Origin of the sequence: Pimelobacter simplex, from assembly GCF_024662235.1 — a bacterium.
Classification (GTDB): domain Bacteria; phylum Actinomycetota; class Actinomycetes; order Propionibacteriales; family Nocardioidaceae; genus Nocardioides.
In genome coordinates, this window is sequence record NZ_CP096276.1 from 2,102,594 (window position 1) to 2,120,263 (window position 17,670).

A 17,670-nucleotide genomic window follows, 5' to 3' on the forward strand; every position below is an offset into this window, starting at 1 on the left:
GGTGGCCTCTCCTAGCCGACCCGCACGCGCGGGTCGATGAAGGCGTAGAGGATGTCGACGATGATGTTCGCGGTGATCACGAAGGCACCGGCGATCAGGACGATCGCGATCAGCACGGGCAGGTCGTAGTTGGTGTTGGCCGAGACCGCCAGCTTGCCGAGACCGTTGAAGTTGAAGATCGTCTCGGTGATGATCGCGCCGCCGAGGACGCTGGCGAAGTCGAGACCGACCATCGTCACCAGCGGGGTCAGCGCGGATCGCAGCGAGTGCTTGAACAGGATCTTCGGTGTCTTGAGTCCCTTGGCACGGGCCGTGCGGATGTAGTCCTCCGACTGCGACTCGAGCACGAAGGCGCGCGTCATCCGGACGTAACTGGCCATGTAGAGCAGGGCCAGGGTGATCGCGGGCAGCATCAGGTTGGAGGCCCACTTCCCGACGCCCCCGTCCGCGATCGACGTGTACGACGGCACCGGGTACAGGTCCCACTTGATCGAGATGTAGCGCAGCAGGAACGTGCCGATGAAGAACGCCGGGAAGGCGTACAGGAACAGCGACGTGCCGACGATGCCGCGATCGAGGAAGGATCCCTTGGTCACTGCGGCGAGCACGCCGATCAGCACCCCGAAGAAGACCCACAGGATGACCGCGGCGAGCGCGATCGAGAACGTGATGGGGAGCGCCTCGGTGACCATCGAGTTGACGGTCCGGACGCTGTAGGTGGAGTAGCCCAGGCAGGGCGCCGCGCAGTCGACGACATTGGCCGGCGCGGCCTTGCGGAGCTCCTCGTCAGCCGGGAACTGGCGGCCCGCCACGAGGCCCTTGGTGAAGTCGGCCCACATCTTGGCGGGGCCCTTGATGTTGCTCTCCCAGACGCCCTTGTTGCGCTCGGGGTAGCCGAGCGACTTGCGCGCCTGCTCCCGCTGCACGGGCGAGCAGTTCTTGCCACACGCGAACTGGGCGGGATCGACCGGCGAGGAGAAGAACAGGATGAACGTCACCAGGCTCATCGCGAGCAGCATCACGACGCCGACGAAGACGCGGCGGATGATGTAGGCCAGCATGCAGGAATCACCTCGATGGTCGGAAGCGACGGGAGGGGTGCGGGGCACCGGCTCCCGACGGCCGGGTGGACGCCGTGTCGGCGGCCACCCGGCCGGGGGTTGATGTCCGAGTCCGGACGGTGGTCAGCGACGGGGCCCGAGCCCCACGCTCACCGGTGGGCTCACTTGAGGCTGATCAGGCCCAGGTCGGGGAACCCGTTCGAGGCCGGCGTGGTCGCGAACGTGCCGATCTTCGAGCCGTGCACCCAGTTGAACAGCGCCTGCTCCAGCGGGATGTAGGCGTAGTCCTTGCCGAGGACCTCGTCGGCCTTCTGCAGAGCAGCGGTCTGCTCCTCGACGGTGCCGGCAGCCTGCGCCTCGTCGACGAGCTTGTTGAACTCGTCGCTCTTGTAGTTGCCGTAGTCCTGGTTGTTCGACGACGGGGTCAGGTTGATCCGGCTGTCGAACAGCGGAGCGGTGACGGTCAGCGCCGACGGCCAGTCAGCACCCCAGCCGGCCCAGGTCAGGTCGGAGTCGGAGTTGGGGTCCTGGATGGTCGGGTAGTAGGCGTCGGTCAGCGGGTTGAGCGTGACGTCGAAGCCCGACTTGTCCCAGGTGTCCTTGAGCGCCGCGGCCTGCTTCTTCGCGGTCTCGGTGGCACCGTCGAACGTGAACTTGATCTTGTAGGGCATCGCGACGCCGGCGTCCGTGAGGATCTTCTTCGCGGCGTCGGGGTCACCGCCGCCCACGTTCTCGAACTGCGGGAGCGACTTGTAGCCGGGAACCGACGGGTTCACGATCGACGAGGCCGGCTTGTAGAACTTGTCGCCACCACCCGCGGTGATCCAGCCGTCGACGTTGGTCGACACGGCCAGCGCGTTGCGGACCTCGAGCGAGAGGCGCTTGGTGTTCGGGACGAGGTAGTCGACGTAGGGCGACTCGACGTTGTCGTAGCGGTCACCGAGGCCCGCGGCCTGGGCGATGTACTGCGGCAGGATCCGGTTGCCGGAGACGGCGGTCTGCGCCTCGGGGCTGTCCTGGATCAGCAGGTCGTTGATCGTCTCGGGCGTGCTGCCGATCTTGAAGACGATCTCCTCGGGGTACGCGCCCCGGCTCTTGGTCTCGTCCGAAGCGGGGTCGTACTCCGGGTTGCGCACGAACGTGCCACCCGTGTTCTCCTCCCAGGTGCCCTTGAGCATGTAGGGGCCGTTGGAGAAGATCTGGAAGTTGGAGCCGTCGCCCTTGTCCATGTCCTTGCGGTACGGGTCCATCATGTGGAGCGCCGCCACGGCGAGCGGGAAGTCCGGCCACGCCTTCTTGAAGCGGTAGGTGATCTTCTGGCCGTCGCAGGTGATGGCCTTGTCGAAGTCCGCCTGGCCCTTGCCCGTGTAGGGGCCCTTGTACGTCGGCGAGCCGTCGGGGTCGCTGGGGACGTCGAGGTAGCTCAGGATGTAGTTCGGGCCGCCGGTGATGACGTCGTTGGCGAACGCACGCGAGGCGCCGTACTTGAAGTCCTCGCACGTGATCGGCTTGCCGTCCTGCCACTTCACGTCGTCGCGGACGGTGAACTCCCAGACCTTGCCGCCCTCGGTGGAGGTACCCGTGTCGGTGGCCAGGTCGGCGACCGGGGTGTTGGCGGTCTCGAGGTCCGAGGAGGTGCCGAACGTCACCAGCTGGCGGTAGACCGTGCGGGAGAGGTTGCTGATGTCGCGACCGACGTAGACGCGCTGCGGGTCGGTGTGACCGAGCGGGCTGGCGAGCAGGTACGTGAGCGTACCGCCCTTCTTGGCGCTGGCGCCGTCGCCGGACGGGCCGTCGCCGTTGTCGTCGTTACCGCTACCGCAGGCGGCGAGCGTGACCACCAAGGCAGTCGCAGCGGACGCCGCGAGCAGCCGCTTTCGAGTGTTGGCCATTACTTCTCCTTCGGTGTGTGCGCCTGCCGGCGGCACGATCGACGGCGCCCTGCCGTCGAAGCTTGGGGGGTTCAGCGGTTCGACTTGGGGTCCAGGGCGTCCCGGAGCCCGTCGCCGAGCAGGTTGAAGCAGACGACGATGACGGCGATGGCGAAGGCCGGGGAGAAGAAGTACACGAAGTCGAACTGCGCGTAGTTCAGCGAGTCCCGCAGCACGTTGCCCAGGGTCGGCGTCGGCGGCTTGATGCTCACGCCGAGGTAGCTCAGCGCGGCCTCGGCCGAGATGTAGGCCGGCAGCAGCAGGGTGAACGAGACCAGCAGCGGCGCCCACAGGTTCGGCAGGATCTCCTTGAAGTAGATCCGGCGGCGCGAGGCGCCGAGCAGGGTCGCGGCGTGCACGAACTCCCGCTCCCGGATCGACAGCACCTGGCCGCGGATCAGTCGCGCCACCGGCGGCCAGCCGAAGAGCGCCAGGAAGACCACCACGTAGGTCGCCCAGCCGAGGTCGCCCTCGGGGACGTGCCCGTACTTGGTGATCAGGATGTACATCGGCGCGGAGAGCGCCAGCAGCATCAGCGTCGAGGGGAACGACAGCGTGAGGTCGATCAGCCGGCCGATGACGCCGTCGGTGAAGCCGCCGGAGAAGCCGGCGATGATGCCGAGGATCGTGCCGACGATCATCGCCAGCAGGCTCGCGGTCAGCGCGATCACCAGCGAGAGCGTGGTGCCCAGCCAGACCCGGGAGAGCACGTCGCGGCCGGTGCCGGGCTCGACACCCAGCGGGTGGTCCCAGCTGATGCCGCCCCAGCTGCCCTTGGGCAGCGTGAACTCGTTGAGCAGGTCCTGGTGGAACGCGCCCGGGTTCAGCACCCCGAACTTCACCAGGAACGGCGCCGCGATGCCCGCCACGATGTAGAGCGCCACGACGACGAAGGACACCATCGACAGCTTGTCCTTGCGGAACCGCTCCAGCGCGAGCTTGGTCGGCGTCTTGCCGGCGACCTTGGAAAGCGCCTCCTCGTCGGGGTGGCCGGTGGGATCCGGCAGGTGCTCACCCTCGAGGTTGCTCACCGTGGTGGTCATGTCACCTCATGTCCGTCGCGCGACTCGCCGGACCGGCCGCAGGAGGGCCGTCCCAGCGGCGCCGGGGTCCCCGGCGCCGCTGCGACTCTAGGTCACATCAGGCGTACGAAACGAGCACTGTGCGGTAACGGTTTGGTCTCGACCACCGGCAAACCATCCGGTGAGGATGCCCTCAGGACTTGGTTTCGTCCTCCGGACGGGCGTCCACACCGGCTTCCTTCCGCTGCTCGGCGCTGATCGGCGCCGGAGCGGCGGTCAGCGGGTCGTAGCCGCCGCCGGTCTTGGGGAAGGCGATGACGTCGCGGATCGAGTCCGTGCCGGCGAGCAGCGCGGTGACCCGGTCCCAGCCGAAGGCGATGCCGCCGTGCGGGGGCGCGCCGTACTTGAACGCCTCGAGCAGGAAGCCGAACTTCTCCTCGGCCTCGTCCTGGCCGATGCCCATCACCTCGAAGACGCGCTTCTGGATGTCCTCTCGGTGGATACGGACCGAGCCGCCGCCGATCTCGTTGCCGTTGCAGACGATGTCGTAGGCCCAGGCCAGGGCGTTGCCGGGGTCGGTGTCGAACGTGTCGAGGTCCTGGGGGCTGGTGAAGGCGTGGTGGACCGCGGTCCACGCTCCCCCGCCGACGGCGACGTCGCCGGCAGCGGTGGCCTCGTCGGCCGGCTCGAAGAGCGGGGCGTCGACGACCCAGAGGAAGCTCCAGGCGTCCTCGTCCAGCAGTCCGGTACGACGGCCGATCTCGAGGCGGGCCGCGCCCAGCAGGGCCCGGCTGCTCTTGACCGCGCCAGCCGCGAAGAACACGCAGTCCCCCGGCTTCGCGCCGACGTGGGCGGCCAGACCGGCCTTCTCCTCGTCGGAGAGGTTCTTGGCGACCGGCCCGCCGAGCTCGCCGTCCTCCTGGACCAGCACGTAGGCCAGGCCGCGCGCGCCGCGCTGCTTGGCCCAGTCCTGCCAGGCGTCGAGCTGCTTGCGGGGCTGGCCGGCGCCGCCGGGCATGACCACCGCGCCGACGTACGGCGCCTGGAAGACGCGGAAGGGCGTGTCCTTGAAGTAGTCGGTGCACTCGACGAGCTCGAGGCCCATGCGCAGGTCGGGCTTGTCCGAGCCGTAGCGGGCCATCGCCTCGGCGTAGGTCATCCGCGGCAGCGGCAGCGGGATGTCGACGCCGATGAGCTTCCAGAGCGCGACGACGATCTCCTCGCCCAGGGCGATCACGTCGTCCTGGGTCACGAAGCTCATCTCGATGTCGAGCTGGGTGAACTCGGGCTGCCGGTCGGAGCGGAAGTCCTCGTCGCGGTAGCAGCGCGCGATCTGGTAGTAGCGCTCCAGACCACCGACCATGAGCAGCTGCTTGAACAGCTGGGGGCTCTGGGGCAGGGCGTACCAGCTCCCGGGCGCCAGGCGCGCGGGCACCAGGAAGTCGCGCGCGCCCTCGGGCGTGCTGCGGGTCAGCGTGGGCGTCTCGACCTCGACGAAGTCGTGGCCGGCCAGCACGTCGCGCGCGGCCTTGTTGACCCGGCTGCGCAGCCGGATGGCCTGGGCCGGGCCGCTGCGGCGCAGGTCGAGGTAGCGGTGCTTGAGGCGCACCTCCTCGCCGACGTCGACGTGGTCGCTGATCGGGAAGGGCAGCGGCGCGGCGGCGCTGAGCACCTCGACCTCGCTGGCGACGACCTCGATCGCGCCGGTGGGCAGGTTGGGGTTCTCCCGGCCCTCACCGCGCGCGATGACCTCGCCGGTCACCTTGAGGCAGTACTCCGAGCGCAGGCTGTGGGCGACGGCCTCGTCGCGGATGACGACCTGGACCACGCCGCTGGCCTCGCGCAGGTCGATGAAGGCCACACCGCCGTGATCGCGCCGATTGGCCACCCACCCGGTGAGGGTGACGGTCTGGCCGACGTTCTCGGCGCGGAGGGCGCCGGCGTCATGGGTGCGGATCACGAGGATTCCCCTTCACAGGTGGTGGTGGTGACGACCTGCGGTCGCAGGTCCTGGGTAGGAGGCTGCCAGGTCGCGGGGTCCGCCGCGACCTGGTTCCCGGTGCGGATGTCCTTGACCTCGCCCTGGTCCGGGAACCAGACGTAGGGGATGCCGCGCCGCTCGGCGTGCCGGATCTGCTTGCCGAACTTGGCCGCGCTGGGCGCGACCTCGCACGGGATGCCGCGGGCGCGCAGCGCGGTGGCGACGGCGTCGGCCTCGGCGCGGGTCTCCTCGGCGGTGACCGCGACGACCACGACGCTCGGCACCGAGCGGTCCGCGGTGAGCACGCCGCGCTGGACGAGCGGGACGAGCAGCCGGCTCAGGCCGAGCGAGATGCCCACGCCGGGGTACGTCGTACGGCCGTCGGAGGCGAGGGCGTCGTACCGGCCGCCGGAGCAGATCGAGCCGAGCGACTCGAAGCCGTCGAGGCGGGTCTCGAAGACCGTGCCGGTGTAGTAGTCCAGACCGCGCGCGATCGACAGGTCGGCCTCGATACGGGTGCCTTCGGTGACGAGCGGCGCGCAGGCGCGGACCAGCGTGGCGAGCTCGTCGAGGCCCTCGTCGAGCAGCTCGCTGGTGACGCCCAGCGCGCGCACCTGGCCGACGAAGGAGTCGTCGCTCGCCCGGATGGTCGCGAGGGCGAGCGCCTTGTCGGCCTGGTCCTCGGTGACGCCGGCCTCGGTGAGCAGCAGCTCGCGCACCTTGGCCGGGTCGAGCTTGTCGAGCTTGTCGACCAGGCGCATGACCTCGTCGATGCCGTGCTCGTCGAGCCCCAGGCCGGCGTAGAAGCCCTGGATCAGCTTGCGGTTGTTGACCTGGAGCCGGAAGCCGGGCAGGAACGCGAGGCGGCTCAGCGCCTCGAGCATCACCCGGGCGACCTCGACGTCGTGGTGGAAGGCCAGCGTGTCGCGCCCGACGATGTCGATGTCGGCCTGGGTGAACTCGCGGAACCGGCCCTCCTGGGGCCGCTCGCCGCGCCAGACCTTCTGGATCTGGTAGCGGCGGAAGGGGAACTCCAGCTTGCCGGCGTTCTCGAGCACGTAGCGCGCGAACGGGACGGTCAGGTCGAAGTGGAGACCGATCCCCTTGTCGCGATCACTCGCGCTGCCGTCGTCGGCCGCCTGCAGCCGGCGCAGGACGTAGACCTCCTTGGAGGTGTCGCCCTTGCGCAGGAGCTGGTCGAGCGGCTCCACGGCGCGGGTCTCGACGTTGCCGAAGCCGTGCAGCTCGAAGGTACGCGCGAGCGTCGCGACGACCTCCTGCTCCACGAAGCGCTGGGCAGGCAGGAACTCGGGGAATCCGCTGAGCGGAGTGGGCTTGGCCATGCGGTCGTCACAGTCCTCGGGTGACTCGTCCGGCGGTCTCGCCGCCGGTCTCGATCAGGTCGAGCAGGAAGGGGTTGGTCGCGCGCTCGCGGCCGATGGACGTCTGCTCGCCGTGCCCGGGCAGGACGACGATGTCGTCGGCGAGCGGCAGCACCTTGGCGCTGAGCGAGCGGAGCATCGCGGCATGGTCGCCGCCGGGCAGGTCGGTCCGGCCGATGGAGCCCTGGAAGAGCAGGTCGCCCGAGAACATCACCTCGGAGATCGGCGGGCCGTCGGGCTGGTCCCACGGCGTGCGGAAGGTGACCGAGCCGGCGGTGTGCCCCGGCGTGTGGTCGACCACGAAGCTCAGCCCGGCCAGCTCGAGCGCCGCGCCGTCGGCGAGCTCGGCCACGTCGTCGGGCTCGGTGAACTCGTAGTCGCCGCCGAGCAGCATGCTGGCCGACTCCGGCGAGATCCCGGCCATCGGGTCGGTGAGCAGGTGCCGGTCGCCGGGATGGATCCACGCGGTGGCGTCGTACGCGCCCGCGACGGGGGTGACCGACCACATGTGGTCGATGTGCCCGTGGGTCAGCAGCACCGCGACGGGCTTCAGCCGGTGCTCGCGGACCACCTCGGCGACACCTGCTGCGGCGTCCTTGCCGGGGTCGATCACGACGCACTCAGCGCCCGGTGCCGTGGCCGCGACATAGCAATTGGTGCCCCATGGTCCAGCGGGGAAAGCGGCGATCAGCACCGGCCCAGCCTATCGACTGGGTCGGCTTTGATTAGCATGGGCCACTGTGACTACCTCCGACTGGGGCCGCGTCGGCGACGACGGCACCGTCTACGTGAAGACGACCGACGGCGAACGGGCGGTCGGGCAGATGCCCGACGCACCGCCCGAGGAGGCTTTGGCCTTCTACACCAAGCGGTACGACAACCTCGCTCTCGAGGTGGACCTGCTCCACCAGAGGGTGCTGACCGGAGTGCTCTCCCCCGAGGAAGCACAGTCATCGGTCAAGGTCGTCCGCGAGCAGCTCGCCGACATCCACGCGGTCGGCGACCTCGCCGCCCTCGGGCGCAAGCTCGACGAGCTCGGCCCGGTGATCGCCACGCAGCGGGATGCCCGCAAGGCCGCCAAGGCCCAGCGCGTCGCCGATGCCCGCGCGGAGAAGGAGCGACTCGCCGCCGAGGCGGAGAAGATCGCCGGCGGCCGCGACTGGCGCAACGGCGCCAACCGCCTGCGCGAGCTCCTGGAGGAGTGGAAGCAGCTCCCCCGCATCGACAAGGCCGCCGACGACGAGCTGTGGAAGCGGTTCTCCTCGGCGCGCTCGTCGTACACGAAGGCGCGCAAGGCGCACTTCGCCGAGCAGGACGAGAAGCGCGAGGGCGCGCGGATCGTGAAGGAGCGCCTGGTCAAGGAGGCCGAGGCGCTGGCCGACTCCACCGAGTGGGGTCCCACCTCGGGCCGCTACCGCGACCTGATGCGCGACTGGAAGGCCGCGGGCCCCGCCCCCAAGGCCGTCGACGACGAGCTCTGGCGCCGCTTCCGCGGCGCCCAGGACACCTTCTTCGGCAACCGCGACGCCGCCAACGCCGCCCTCGACTCGGAGTTCGCCGCGAACGCCGAGGTCAAGGAAGGCCTCCTCGTCGAGGCCGAGGCGATCCTGCCCGAGCTGCAGTCCTCCGGCGACCTCGCCGCCGCCAAGGCCGCCTTCCGCCTCGTCGCGGACAAGTGGGACGAGGCCGGCAAGGTCCCCCGCGACCGGATCAAGGACCTCGAGGGCCGCATGCGGGCCGTCGAGAACACCATCCGCCGCGCCGAGGACGACCAGTGGAAGCGCAGCGACCCGGAGAAGTCGGCCCGCGCCGACGACATGGTCTCCAAGCTCGAGGCCGCCATCACCGAGGCCGAGGCCAAGCTCGACGCCGCGCGGGCGCGCGGTGACGAGAAGAAGGTCCGCGAGCTCGAGGAGAACCTCGAGGGCCGCCGGTCCTTCCTGGAGATGGCCAAGAAGGCCTCCGCCGAGTTCAGCTGATCTTCCGGCCCCACGAAGTGCGGGGCTTGCTGGCGCGAAGTGCGGGGGTTGCGGGTGCGAGGTGCGGAGGTTGCTGCGGCAACCGGCGCACGTCGGGCCAGCAACCCCCGCACTTCGCGCGTTACTGGGTGACCCGGTAGGCGTCGAAGACGCCGGGGACCGTGCGCACGGCCTTGAGCACCGTGTCGAGGTGCTTGGCGTCCGCCATCTCGAACGTGAACCGCGACTTCGCCGTACGGTCGCGCGAGGTGGTCAGGTTGGCCGACAGGATGTTCACGTGGGCGTCCGAGAGCGCCATCGTGATGTCCGAGAGCAGCCGGGAGCGGTCGAGCGCCTCGACCTGGATGTTGACCAGGAAGGTCGACTGGCCGGTGGGCGCCCACTCGACGTCGACGAGCTTCTCGGGCTGGGCCAGGAGGCTGGAGGCGTTGGTGCAGTCCTTGCGGTGCACCGAGACTCCCCCGCCCTTGGTGACGAAGCCGAGGATGGCGTCGGGCGGGACCGGGGTGCAGCACTTGGCGAGCTTGACCCAGACGTCGGGCGAGCCGGTGACGATGACGCCGGCGTCGCCGCCGGTGGGCCGGTGGGGGCGGCCGCGGCGGCCGGTGATGGTGACGGCTTCGGCGAGGTCCTCCTGGGCACCCTGGTCGCCGCCGTGCATCTCGATGACCTTGCGTACGACGGCCTGGGCGCTGAGGTTGCTCTCGCCGACGGAGGCGTAGAGCGCGGTGACATCGGCCAGGCGGAAGGCGTCGGCGACCAGCGAGAGCGAGTCGTGGGAGAGCAGGCGCTTGAGGGGCAGGCCCTCCTTGCGCATCAGCTTGGCGATCTCGTCCTTGCCGCGCTCGATGGCCTCTTCGCGGCGCTCCTTGGTGAACCACTGGCGGATCTTGGAGCGGGCGCGCGGCGACTTCACGAAGTTCAGCCAGTCGCGCGAGGGACCGGCACCCTCGGCCTTGGAGGTGAAGACCTCGACCACGTCGCCGTTCTCGAGGGTCGACTCGAGCGGGACGAGGCGGCCGTTGACGCGGGCGCCGATGGTGCGGTTGCCGACCTCGGTGTGGACGGCGTACGCGAAGTCGACCGGGGTGGAGCCCGACGGCAGCGCGATGACGTCGCCGCGCGGGGTGAAGACGTAGGTCTCGGCCTGGTTGATCTCGAAGCGCAGCGACTCCAGGAACTCGCCCGGGTCCTCGACCTCGCTCTGCCAGTCGAGGAGCTGGCGTACCCAGCTCATGTCGTCGAGGTCGCCGGGGCGGTCGGTGTCGTTGCCGGCGCGCCCGTCCTCCTTGTACTTCCAGTGCGCCGCGACGCCGTACTCGGCGCGGCGGTGCATCGCGAAGGTCCGGATCTGCATCTCGACCGGCTTGCCCTGCGGGCCGATCACGGTGGTGTGCAGCGACTGGTACATGTTGAACTTCGGCATCGCGACGTAGTCCTTGAACCGGCCCAGGACCGGGTTCCAGCGCGAGTGCAGGACGCCGAGGACGCCGTAGCAGTCGCGGTCCTCCTCGACGAGGATGCGGATGCCGACCAGGTCGTAGATGTCGGAGAAGTCGCGGCCCCCGACGATCATCTTCTGGTAGATCGAGTAGTAGTGCTTCGGGCGGCCGGTGACCGTCGCCTTGATCTTGGCCTCGCGCAGGTCCTTCTCGACCTGGCTGATCACCTCGGCCAGGAACGAGTCGCGCGAGGGCGCCCGCTCGGCCACGAGTCGCACGATCTCGTCGTAGATCTTGGGGTGCAGCGTCGCGAACGCGAGGTCCTCGAGCTCCCACTTGATGGTGTTCATGCCCAGCCGGTGGGCCAGCGGGGCGTAGATGTCGAGGGTCTCGCGCGCCTTGCGCTCCTGGGTGGACTGCTTGACGAAGCGCAGCGTGCGCATGTTGTGCAGGCGGTCGGCCAGCTTGATGACCAGGACCCGGATGTCGCGCGACATCGCCACGATCATCTTGCGGATCGTCTCGGCGTTGGCCGAGTCGCCGTAGACGACCTTGTCGAGCTTGGTCACGCCGTCGACGAGCAGCGCGACCTCGTCACCGAAGTCGCGACGACACTCCTCCAGCGTGTACGGCGTGTCCTCGACCGTGTCGTGCAGCAGCGCCGCCACCAGCGTGGGCTCGGTCATGCCGATGCCCGCGAGGATCGTGGTCACCGCGAGCGGATGGGTGATGTAGGGATCGCCGCTCTTGCGCTTCTGCTCGGCGTGGAGCCGCTCGGCGGTGACGTACGCGCGCTCCAGCAGCGCCAGGTCCGCCTTGGGGTGGTTGGCGCGCACCGCGCGGAACAGCGGCTCGAGGACGGGGTTCGAGACCTGGCCCCGGCTGCCCATCCGGGCCAGGCGGGCGCGGACGCTGCGACCCGCGGGCGGCTCGGCGCCGGCCGGCGCGGGCGAGGCCCCCGCCACCCTCAACCTGCCGTCGGCACCCTCGTCCATGAGGAGAGTCTAGTTGGGACGGCGTCCTGAGGTGCACCGGGCGGCCGGCCCGCGTGGGACGACCGCCCGGCGGAGGACCTCAGTCCTTCCACATGCAGATCATCTCGTCCGAGCCGCGGATGCAGTAGCCGGGCGTCCAGCCCGTCGTGTGCTGGTAGAGCGGGGTGCAGTGCGGGTCGCAGTGGTAGTTCACGTAGCGCGTCTTGTGGACGTACTTGCGGGGCGCGACGATCCGGTACTTCTTGCCGGTCTTCTGCGTCGCCGTCTTCTTGCACAGCGTGTACTGGTCGTAGCGGTTGTAGGAGTTCTTCACGTAGACGCGGGTCTGGAGCTCACCGGTCGTCGAGCCGGTCGTCTCGGTGTAGAACCAGCTCTTGGTGTCGCTCTCGGACGGCGTCCGGGTCGCGTTGGTCTTCTCCTGCTTGATGAACCCGGCCTTGGTGCAGGTGCCGAGATAGGTCTCCTTCTGCAGCGGGAGACCGACCGAGTCCGCCTGGGCCTGCGGCGTGGCGAACAGCGAGAGTGCGACGACGAGCGCGCACAGCAACGAGAACCTCTTCATGACGAAGGACCTCCAGAGGGAGCAGTGTGGGGGGAGCCTCACCCAACTGTCGCCCTCCGGGCCCTGTCAAGGAGATCTAGACCAGGCTCAGCGCCGTCACCGGTACGTCGGTGAGCTGCTCGCGCCCCGAGAGGAACCCGAGCTCCATCAGCACCGCGAACGCCACCGGCTCCGCGCCACAGCGCCGGACCAGCTCGCAGGTCGCCCGGGCGGTGCCGCCGGTGGCGAGCACGTCGTCGATGACCAGGACCCGCTCCCCCGGCGCGAAGGCGTCCTGGTGCAGCTCGAGCACGGCCTCGCCGTACTCGAGGGCGTAGGCGACCTGGTGGGTCTCGTGGGGCAGCTTGCCGGCCTTGCGGACCGGGACGAAGCCGACGCCGAGTGCCACCGCGACGGGCGCGGCCAGGATGAACCCGCGCGCCTCCATGCCGACGACCTTGTCGACCACCGGCCGGCCCGCGTCGTCGCGGCCGAGGTCGGCGAGCGCCGCGACGACGGCCGCGAAGCCCGGTCCGTCGGCCAGGAGCGGCGCGATGTCCTTGAACAGCACGCCCGGCTCCGGGAAGTCGGGGACGTCCCGGACCAGCCGGGTCAGCGCGTCGACCGCGCGGACCCGGCTGTCGTGGTCGGTCACGCGGCTACTTCTTGCCGCGCTTGGAGCGCGCCTGGCGCACCGGCTGCTTGCGTCCCGAGCTGCCGCTGTCGGTGACCGGACGCGCGGCGGTGGGGACGTTGCGTCCCTTGCCGAGCGGGTCGGTGGACGCGACGGGGCCGGAGCCGCCCCCACGCCGCTGGGGAGCCGACTCCTCGTCGACGAGCTCGTCGTCGTCCTCGAGCAGCTCGTCGGGCACCTCCAGGTCGTCGCCGCCACCCCGGCGGCCGACCACGGGGCCCTCGTCGACACCGACCGGGACCGAGGCGTAGCGGTCGGCGAGCGCCCGCTGCTTGGCCTTGGCCCGGCGGGCCTGGATCTGGACCTCGGACTCCCGCATCTTGAGCTGGACCAGCACGCGCGGGGCGAGCATGACCGAGGAGTAGACACCGACGCCCATGCCGACGAACTGCGCGAGCGCGAGGTCCTGCAGCGAGCTGGCGCCCAGCTGGACGGCGCTGACGTAGAGGATCGCGCCGATCGGGATGAGCGCGACGATCGAGGTGTTGATCGAGCGCACGAGCGTCTGGTTGACCGCGAGGTTGGCCGCGTCGGCGTAGGTCTGGGTGTTCTTGCGCAGGTGGCCGGTGTTCTCCTTGACCTTGTCGAAGACGACCACCGTGTCGTACAGCGAGAAGCCGAGGATCGCGAGCAGACCGGTGACCGCCGCCGGCGTGACCTGGAAGCCCGACAGCGCGTAGACGCCGACGGTCAGCATCACGTCGTGGATCAGCGCGACCAGCGCCGCGACCGACATCCGCCACTCGCGGAAGTAGGCCCAGATGAAGATGACGACCAGGATCAGGAAGATCAGGACGCCGGTGGCTGCGCGCTTGGCGACCTCCTGGCCCCAGCTCGGGCCGATGTCCTGGATCGAGATGTCATCGATCTTGACCTGCGGGAAGACCTTCTGGATGACCGCGGAGACCTCGGCACGCTCGTCCTGGTTGAGGTTCTCGACCTGCGCGGTGAGCGAAGAGTTGCCCTCGGTCGTGACGGTCGGGTTCTTGGCCGGCTCGATACCGGACTGCGAGATCTCCTCGCGGAGGTCGTCGGCGTTCTTCTGGGTCGCGTTGCCGTTGCCGACGTCGACCGACAGCGCGGAGCCACCGGTGAACTCGACGCCCATGTTGAGCGGCTTGACGAACAGCACGAGGACGGAGAGCGCGACCACGACGCCGGAGACGGCGTACCAGAGCCACGGCTTGCCGACGAAGTCGATCGACTTGCGACCCTGGTACAGGTCGTTGCCGAGACGGGACATCTTGCCCATCAGGCGTCACCTCCCGCAGCGGCGGTCCGTCGCGGCGTGGGCACGTCCATGCCGAGGGTCTCCTTGCTGAGGCCGGACAGCTTGTGCCCGGAGTTGAACGCCTTGAACTGCGCGAGCCACGACACCATCGGCTTGGTGAACCAGAAGAGCACCGCGAGGTCGATCAGCGTGGTCAGGCCGAGCGCGAAGCCGAAGCCCTTCACCGCGCCGGTGGCGAAGATGTAGAGCACCACTGCCGAGAGGATCTGGACCGTGTTGGCCGCGACGCGCGTGACGCGCGCCCGGGCCCAGCCGGTCTCGACCGCGACGCGCATGGACTTGCCCTCACGCATCTCGTCGCGGATACGTTCGAAGAAGATGACGAACGAGTCCGCGGTGACACCCACCGCGATGATCAGTCCCGCGATGCCGGGCAGGGTCAGCGTGAAGCCTGCCGTCTTGCTCAGCAGCAGCACGAGCGCGTAGGTGATGCCGGCCGCCACGAAGAGCGAGCTGACCACCACCAGACCGAGGCCGCGGTAGTAGAAGAGGCAGTAGAGCATGACCAGCGCGAGACCGATCGCGCCGGCGGTGATGCCCGCCGTGAGCTGGTTGCCCGCGAGGGAGGGCCCGATCTCCTCGACCGAGGTGTTCCCGTCGCTGAACTTGATGGGCAGCGCACCGAACTTGAGGCTGTTGGCCAGGTCGAGCGCGGTCACCTCGGTGAAGTTGCCCTCGATCTGCGAACGGCCGTCGGTGATGATGCCGGTCATCCTCGGGTTGGTCAGCACCTGACCGTCGAGGACGACGGCGAACTGCTTGTCCGTGTTGATCAGCGCGCGCGACACGGCCTCGAAGTCGGTCGCGGCACCGCTGGTGCCCTTGGGGAACGCCTTGTCCTTGGAGTTGCCCATCCGGAGCGCCACGACCCACTTGACCTGACCCTGGGGCACCTGGGCGCTCGCGTCGGTCAGCTCCGTGCCCTCGATCACCGAGGCGCTCATCAGGAACTTGAAGGTGGCGCCGTCCTCGGGCTTGGAGCAGGCGACCAGCGGCTTGGCCGGGTCGTCCGGCAGGTCCGCGGCCTTGCCCTGGGCGTCGACCAGGATGCCCTCGGGGTTGCAGGTGAAGCTGTTGTACTGCGCGATGGCGGCCTGGTCCGGGGCGTCGATCCACGCGAGGGCGGACTTGACGCTGGTCGCCTTGGCGACGTCCTCGGCGGACTGCTCGGCGCCCGGCGTGCCGCTGGCACCGTCGGTCGGGGTGCCGCTGGGCGCATCGCTCGGCGTGCCGGACGCGCTGTCGGAGGGCGCGGGCGTCTTGTCGTCGTCGGCGGCCAGGTCGAGCGGCGCGCGGCCCAGGCCCTGGGCCATGCCGGCGGTCGGGTCGGCCGCGGCGCACGGACCGGGCGCCTGGTCGGAGCAGGCGACGAGGCGGAAGCGCAGCTGCGCCTGGCGCCGGACCGTCTCCTCGAGCTGGTCGCGGTCGGCGGTCTTGCCGGGCACCTCGACGACGATGTTCCGGCCGCCCTGGGTGGCGACCGAGGCCTCAGCGACACCGGAGCCGTTGACGCGCTGGTCGATGATCCGGCGGGCCTCGTCGAGGTTCTCCTTCGACGGGCTGCCGTCGGCGGAGAGCGTGATCCGGATACCGCCCTGGAGGTCGAGACCCAGCGCGGGCTTCCACGCGGTCTCCCCCTTGTCCACGCTGGCCTGGGAGAGCGCGGTCAGGCCGTAGAGGATGGCGACCCCGATGAAGAAGACGACCAGGTGACGTCCGGGGTGCGGACGGCGAGACGCCATGCTCAGCGCTCCTCGTTGTTGTCGTTGTTGTCGTGGGCGACGGCGTCGTCGCCGTCGGTGGCCTCGGCGGCCGGTCCCTCGTCCTCGGTACGGCGCACGGACGCGACGGCGCCGCGGACCACGCGGGTGACCACGCCCGGGGCGATCTCGACCTCGAAGTGGTCGTCGGCGAGGCCGACGATCGTGCCGAAGATGCCGGAGGTCAGCATGACGTCGTCACCGACGGACAGGCGCGCCTGGAGGGCGACGGCCTCCTTGCGCTGACGGGAGGCCGGGCGGACGATGAGCAGCCAGAAGATGGCCGCGATCGCCACGATCGGCAGCAGGGACAGCGCGTCTTTCACGAGGAACCTTCGGTTGAGGGGCGTGGTGGCACTCCGCTCCGCGCGGGAGCGGTCGGACCGCGGCAAAGTGTAGCCACGGACCCCCGAGCCCGGAGGATCGGCGGCCGGATCTGTCGCAAACAGTCGCAAACCGTGGCAAGCCCGCGGTCCTCACCCCCGCGGGGAGGGCGCGCGGCTCACTCGTCGAACAGCGTGGCCGCGGCGTCGTCGTACGGCAGGGGCGGCGGGGTCAGGCCCAGGTGGGTCCACGCCGCGGGGGTGGCGATCCGGCCGCGCGGCGTACGGGCGAGGAAGCCGTTGCGGACCAGGAACGGCTCGGCGACCTCCTCGACCGTCTCGCGCTCCTCGCCGACGGCGACCGCGAGCGTGGAGACGCCCACCGGTCCCCCGCCGAACCGGCGGCAGAGCGCGTCGAGCACGGCCCGGTCGAGCCGGTCGAGCCCGAGGGCGTCGACCTCGTAGAGGTCGAGCGCGGCCTGGGCGACGCCGCGGGTGACCACGCCGTCGGCGCGCACCTGGGCGTAGTCGCGGACCCGGCGCAGCAGCCGGTTGGCGATGCGCGGCGTACCGCGCGAGCGGCTCGCGATCTCGGCGGAGCCCTCGTCGGTCAGGTCGACGCCCAGCAGGCCGGCGGAGCGGTGCACGATGAGGTCGAGCTCGTGCGGCTCGTAGAACTCCAGGTGCGCGGTGAACCCGAACCGGTCGCGCAGCGGCCCCGGGAGCAGGCCCGCACGGGTGGTGGCCCCGACCAGGGTGAACGGCGGGATGTCGAGCGGGATCGCCGTGGCGCCGGGCCCCTTGCCGATGACGACGTCGACCCGGAAGTCCTCCATGGCCAGGTAGAGCATCTCCTCGGCCGGGCGCGACATCCGGTGGATCTCGTCGACGAAGAGCACCTCGCCCTCGTTGAGCCCCGAGAGGATCGCGGCGAGGTCGCCGGCATGGGTGATCGCCGGACCGCTGGTGACCCGCAGGGGCGCGCTCATCTCGTGGGAGATGATCATCGCCAGGGTCGTCTTGCCCAGACCCGGCGGACCGGAGAGCAGCACGTGGTCGGGCGCCCTCCCCCGCCGGCGGGCGGCCTCGAGCACGAGGCCGAGCTGGTCGCGCACCCGGCTCTGGCCGACGACCTCGTCGAGGCTGCGCGGGCGCAGTGCCGCCTCGACCGCCCGCTCGTCACCCTCCGCCTCGGCGGCGGTCAGCGAGCGGAGGTGGACCTCCTCGGCCTCGGCGAGCTCGTCCTCGTGGAAGGGCATGGCTCAGCC

Annotated in this window: 14 protein-coding genes; 1 reads left to right on the plus strand and 13 read right to left on the minus strand. The window is 70.0% G+C overall.

Annotation, left to right across the window (positions count from 1 at the left end; genetic code table 11):
• Positions 1–11: 11 nt before the first annotated feature.
• From M0M48_RS10240 to M0M48_RS10265, 6 genes are all read right to left on the minus strand, one after another.
• Positions 12–1,061, minus strand: a complete 1,050-nt coding sequence (locus M0M48_RS10240) for an ABC transporter permease (protein WP_215815699.1) — start codon at positions 1,059–1,061, stop codon at positions 12–14.
• A gap of 161 nt (positions 1,062–1,222) precedes the next feature.
• On the minus strand, positions 1,223–2,953 hold the full coding sequence (locus tag M0M48_RS10245; RefSeq protein ID WP_257751048.1) for an ABC transporter substrate-binding protein: 1,731 nt from the start codon (positions 2,951–2,953) through the stop codon (positions 1,223–1,225).
• A gap of 71 nt (positions 2,954–3,024) precedes the next feature.
• Positions 3,025–4,035, minus strand: coding sequence for an ABC transporter permease (locus tag M0M48_RS10250; RefSeq protein ID WP_215815697.1), 1,011 nt, complete (start codon positions 4,033–4,035; stop codon positions 3,025–3,027).
• 172 nt (positions 4,036–4,207) lie between these two features.
• A complete protein-coding gene (gene aspS / locus M0M48_RS10255; protein ID WP_215815696.1) occupies positions 4,208–5,974 on the minus strand; it encodes an aspartate--tRNA ligase in 1,767 nt (588 codons plus the stop codon).
• Positions 5,971–7,338 carry a histidine--tRNA ligase gene (gene hisS, locus M0M48_RS10260; RefSeq protein ID WP_257751049.1) on the minus strand — a complete coding sequence of 456 codons (1,368 nt, stop codon included), beginning with the start codon at positions 7,336–7,338 and terminating at the stop codon, positions 5,971–5,973. Before hisS ends, aspS begins: the two co-directional genes overlap by 4 nt.
• Before the next feature lie 7 nt (positions 7,339–7,345).
• A complete protein-coding gene (locus M0M48_RS10265; protein ID WP_257751050.1) occupies positions 7,346–8,071 on the minus strand; it encodes an MBL fold metallo-hydrolase in 726 nt (241 codons plus the stop codon).
• A gap of 46 nt (positions 8,072–8,117) precedes the next feature.
• Here M0M48_RS10265 and M0M48_RS10270 point away from each other — a divergent pair, with 46 nt between their 5' ends.
• Positions 8,118–9,356, plus strand: a complete 1,239-nt coding sequence (locus M0M48_RS10270) for a DUF349 domain-containing protein (protein WP_257751051.1) — start codon at positions 8,118–8,120, stop codon at positions 9,354–9,356.
• Positions 9,357–9,477: 121 nt separating this feature from the next.
• Here M0M48_RS10270 and M0M48_RS10275 read toward each other — a convergent pair whose 3' ends face one another.
• The 7 genes from M0M48_RS10275 to ruvB all read right to left on the minus strand — a co-directional run bounded on the left by M0M48_RS10275 (position 9,478) and on the right by ruvB (position 17,661).
• Complete coding sequence (locus M0M48_RS10275) at positions 9,478–11,793, minus strand: RelA/SpoT family protein (RefSeq protein WP_257751052.1); 2,316 nt, start codon at positions 11,791–11,793, stop codon at positions 9,478–9,480.
• Positions 11,794–11,872: 79 nt separating this feature from the next.
• Positions 11,873–12,355, minus strand: coding sequence for a hypothetical protein (locus M0M48_RS10280; RefSeq protein WP_215815692.1), 483 nt, complete (start codon positions 12,353–12,355; stop codon positions 11,873–11,875).
• Positions 12,356–12,431: 76 nt separating this feature from the next.
• Positions 12,432–12,989: an adenine phosphoribosyltransferase gene (locus tag M0M48_RS10285; protein ID WP_257751053.1), complete on the minus strand. Its 558-nt coding sequence runs from the start codon at positions 12,987–12,989 to the stop codon at positions 12,432–12,434.
• A 4-nt stretch (positions 12,990–12,993) separates the two neighbouring features.
• Complete coding sequence (gene secF / locus M0M48_RS10290) at positions 12,994–14,280, minus strand: protein translocase subunit SecF (RefSeq protein WP_257751054.1); 1,287 nt, start codon at positions 14,278–14,280, stop codon at positions 12,994–12,996.
• The gene (gene secD / locus M0M48_RS10295) at positions 14,280–16,061 is read right to left on the minus strand and encodes a protein translocase subunit SecD (protein ID WP_257751055.1); all 1,782 of its coding nucleotides are present in this window, start codon (positions 16,059–16,061) and stop codon (positions 14,280–14,282) included. Before secD ends, secF begins: the two co-directional genes overlap by 1 nt.
• 2 nt (positions 16,062–16,063) lie before the next feature.
• The gene (yajC, locus tag M0M48_RS10300; protein WP_215815689.1) at positions 16,064–16,405 is read right to left on the minus strand and encodes a preprotein translocase subunit YajC; all 342 of its coding nucleotides are present in this window, start codon (positions 16,403–16,405) and stop codon (positions 16,064–16,066) included.
• A 176-nt stretch (positions 16,406–16,581) separates the two neighbouring features.
• A complete protein-coding gene (gene ruvB / locus M0M48_RS10305; RefSeq protein ID WP_257751056.1) occupies positions 16,582–17,661 on the minus strand; it encodes a Holliday junction branch migration DNA helicase RuvB in 1,080 nt (359 codons plus the stop codon).
• Positions 17,662–17,670: the final 9 nt, after the last annotated feature.